The organism is Desulfosarcina sp. (assembly GCF_041551955.1).
Taxonomy (GTDB): Bacteria; Desulfobacterota; Desulfobacteria; order Desulfobacterales; family Desulfosarcinaceae; genus Desulfosarcina.
This window is the reverse complement of record NZ_JBFELV010000432.1, coordinates 1-4,290: the sequence shown is the minus strand read 5'-3', so window position 1 is coordinate 4,290 and position 4,290 is coordinate 1. Positions and strand designations below refer to the sequence as shown.

General features: G+C 55.4%; 2 protein-coding genes. Both read left to right on the top strand.

Annotated elements, in window-relative coordinates; all coding sequences use genetic code 11:
* The coding region (gene tssM / locus ABYV26_RS21855; protein ID WP_372683477.1) for a type VI secretion system membrane subunit TssM at positions 1-2,868 on the top strand (2,868 nt) is incomplete at its 5' end.
* A partial coding sequence (gene tagF / locus ABYV26_RS21850; protein ID WP_372683476.1) for a type VI secretion system-associated protein TagF occupies positions 2,868-4,290 on the top strand: 1,423 nt, incomplete at its 3' end. The genes tssM and tagF, both read left to right, overlap by 1 nt.

Genomic DNA, 4,290 nt, shown 5'->3' with positions numbered 1-4,290 from the left:
TCCGATTTGCTTCAACGGGATGAAAATGCACGCAGTCAGCACGCCATGGACGTGCGTCAGCGGATTCAGGAGTTGTATGAGGCATTTAAGGTTCGGTTTCCCATTTACATGCTCTTTACCAAATGTGATTTGGTTGCCGGTTTCACCGACTTTTTTGCGGATCTGAATCCGGAAGCGCGCGCTCAGGTCTGGGGTGAAACATTGCCCGACAACAGTTTGGAGCCCCTTGAAGACCAGCTTTTTGGCTTCGGCAATAATTTTGATGCATTAATAAAACGGTTGAACCCGCGTACGTTCCGGAGAATCCAGGAAGAGAGGGATCTGCAGCGGCGCGCCCAGATTCTGGATTTTCCGCAACAGATGGCCTTGTTGAAATCCGCGCTGATGCATTTTCTTTACGACGCCTTTTCAGCCAGTCGCTATGATACCGAGCCCTTATTGCGGGGTGTATATTTTACCAGCGGCACACAAGAGGGTACACCGATCGATCGGGTGTTGGGACGATTGGCCGATACATATGGATTCGATCGTCAGCGCCAGCCGGTATTCAGCGGGCGTGGCAAGGCTTTTTTCATCACGCGATTGTTGAACGAAGTGGTTATCCCGGAAGCCGAGCTCACCGGTGTCGACCAGGGTATTGCGCGGCGACGGCGAAATCTGCAAATGGCGGTATACGGATGTTTGCTGACGCTGGTCGTCGGCATGACCGTGTTGTGGTCAGTCAGTTATCTGCGCAACCAAAATGCCATCGACACGGTCAACCATCAGGTTGATCGTTATCAGGCGGTGAGCGATGCAGCGAGTGGAGCGGATCGCCTCGGGGTGATGCCGCTGCTTGCACGTCTGGAAGTTCTGAAATCGGCCCACGCGGTTTACCAGAAACCCTCCGGATGGATGCGGCTCGGTCTTTACCAGGGAGAGAAACTTCAATCCGAAATCGATCGCGTATACAAACAGCTGTTAAAAAGCGACTTGCTGCCGGTGATTCAGTTTCGTCTGGAACAGCGCTTGCTGGTCGGCGCACGGACCGTTCGATCGGATGATTCGGAAATCCTGTACGAGCTATTGAAAAGCTATCTGATGCTGGGGCAACCCGAGAAGCTGGAACCCAAACTGGTTGGCGTGATTATCGCCAAGGAATGGGAGCGCAGTTACGCCAGAGAACCCCGGATACAATCCGAGTTGATCGCGCACACCAATCATCTCTTAACGGAGCGGAACTGGCTCGACCCGATCGTCCTGGATGACGCGCTGGTCAGCGATGTACGCCGAAAACTGAATGCAATTCCCTTATCCATGCAGATTTACGCCAACTTGAAAAGCGAAGCCTTCTCAGACCCATCCCACGACTTTCGGTTGTCCGACAACCTCGGACGATACGGTGACCGGGTTTTTGACGAAAAAACGATCCAGAAGCAGATAATTCCCGGACTGTATACCCGTCACGGGTATACGACTTTTTTCAAAATGCAAGGATTGGGGTTCGTCAAAAAGGCATTGGCCCAAAATTGGGTGCTGGAGAACCCCGCCGCCGATCAGGCCGGTGACTTGAACCGGTTGTATGATGATCTGGAAACCCTTTATTTTGCCGAGTATGAGAAACGGTGGCGTAAGCTGTTAAGCGATATCAGAATCCGGCGTGTGCAAGGCGTCAATGAGACGATTCAAGCCCTGGACATACTCTCCTCCCCCGACACCCCGGTCCGCCACCTGCTTGAAGCCGTCGAAGCCAACACCACCCTGACGGTGGAGAAGTCGACCGATTCATCGGCCGACAAACAGGAGAAGCCGGAGGATGCCGTAGAGACTATCTCACGATTGAATCAAACGCTCCAGACGGTTTCGGTACCTTTCCCTCTGCAAGAAATGGAACGGCATTTCGAAGATCTGAATGTGCTGGTGCAGCGCACGGAGAAGTCTCCGCCACCACTCGATCATGTCTTGAGCCTTCTGGCAGCGCTGCGGGACGACATGATGGTGATCGGCAACTCGGCGAAAAGTGAAGCGCAGGCGTTGAGAATGGCCAGGGAGCGAATGAGTGGTGCGGGTGCAAGCGACAGCATTAAACTGGCCAAGCTTGAATTCGATCGATTGCCAGAGCCGATGCGAACCTGGTTTCTGTCGCTGACCTCGTTTGGATGGAAGCTCACCTTGAATTCAGCAAAGTCAGAGCTGAATTCAATCTGGAAGCAAGAGGTGCTGACCCCTTTCCAATCGGGCCTGGATAAGCGCTACCCGCTTTTTCCAAACAGTTCATATGACGCAACCTTGGCTGATTTCAGCCGGTTTTTCGCTCCCAACGGCACCATCGACCAATATTTTCAGGCCCACATCAAACCATTTGTCGATACCAGTCGACCCCAGTGGCGGCAAGTCGCCATGGATGATCAGGGAATGGGTTTGTCCCGGGCGGTGCTGAAGCAGTTTCAATATGCCGCTAAAATTCGCCAAAGTCTGTTTGCTGCGGGCGGACAGACGCCCTCCATTCAATTTGAATTGAGGCCCCTTGCTTTGGATGAAAAAATTGCCGCCTTCCGCCTCAATATGGAGGGGCAGACGCTCGTATACAGCCACGGTCCCATTCGATCGACCCGATTCCAGTGGCCGGGGCCCGAAACCGACCTTGGCGTCAGACTGACCTTCCAGACGCTCGATGGACGGGAAATCAATCAGACTGCAGAGGGCCCCTGGGCGTTGTTTAGAATCCTGGATACGGCCAAGGTCGATGCAACCGCGGTACCCGACCGGTTCCGGGTCACCTTCCAGAAAGAGGGGCATACCGCCCGTTTCGAACTTCGCGCAAGCAGCGCTGACAATCCTTTTAAGCTTTTGGAATTGAATCGATTTCGCTGCCCGGAGGCGCTGTGATGACCGCACCGGTCGTACCAGGTGTATATGGAAAACTGCCCGCAGTCGGCGATTTCGTCTCGCGGCGGTTGCCGGCGCCGTTCGTCAAGACCTGGGACGCCTGGATCCAGGAAGCGCTCACCGTCAGCAAGGAACAGCTGGACGCAGCGTGGCTGGACGTTTATCTGACCAGCCCCATCTGGCGTTTCATCATGAACCCCGGTGATGGCGGGGAGAAGGCCTCGGTCGGCATCCTGATGCCGAGTGTCGATAAAGTCGGCCGCTACTTTCCATTGACGCTGGCCGCCATGCTCGACAACCGTGAAGCCTTGCCATATCTGTTTATCGCGGCAGCGGATTGGTTTGATGCCCTGGAGCAGCTGGCACTGTCCGCTCTGGAGGATGGTTTCCAATTGGACGCATTCGACCGCGAGTTGCAGACCCTGCAACTCGACCCGTTAATACCGGCCGACAGCGATCAACCGTCGGGTAATGGGCTCAGCGGAGAGGACGGCAAGGTCCCCATCCGGATCGAGATGGACGCGCTTGGACATATGCCGGAGGCTTTCAAGGAGTTGGGGGCTTGCCTGCTGATGCGTTTCTATTCAACTTACAGTCTGTGGAGTACGGAAGGTTCCGAACTCTTGAATCCTTCGCTGCTGGTTTACCACGGTTTACCACCGGCGGCCGATTTCTCCGGTTTTCTCACCGGTGACTGGTTACGATCCGGTGCGAGCAAACCAATCCAGGTTTCGCCGTTTTTCTATAGTCCAGGGGGGGCGCCGGTCAATGACCCTGGATCACCTCTCGATGCAGGTGCGATCAATTCGATCCAGTGGCGTTCCTGTGGCCGCAGCGATGTCGGTAAGGTTCGCGTGCTGAATGAGGATGCCTTTCTGGAAAACCCGAAAATCGGTGTCTGGGCGGTCGCAGACGGCATGGGAGGACACCTGGCTGGAGATGAGGCCAGCCGGGCAATCGTCGATGGATTGACCACGGTCAACCGCGGCGACACGATTGAAACCCTAACGGCCGATGTTACGGCCTGCCTGCAGAATACCAACACCGATTTGCTGAGACGCTCGCGGGAAAACGAGAATGGCCAGCTCATGGGCAGCACGGTGGTGGTCATGCTGGCCGTCGGCAACCAGTGTGCAACCCTATGGGCGGGTGACAGCCGCCTCTATCGTTACCGCGATGGCCTGCTGTCGCAATTGACCTGTGATCATTCACCAGATTCCGAAATAGTGAACCCGGACGGGACGGCACCATCTGCGCCGGCCGATGCCAACAGCAGCAATATCGTCACCCGGGCATTGGGTGCTGAGGCGGATTTGGCTGTCGATGCGGTTGTCTTTGAAGCCATCCGTGGCGATGCGTATCTGCTCTGCTCCGACGGATTGGTGAAGGAGGTCAACCCACGGGAAATTGCCGACCTATTGA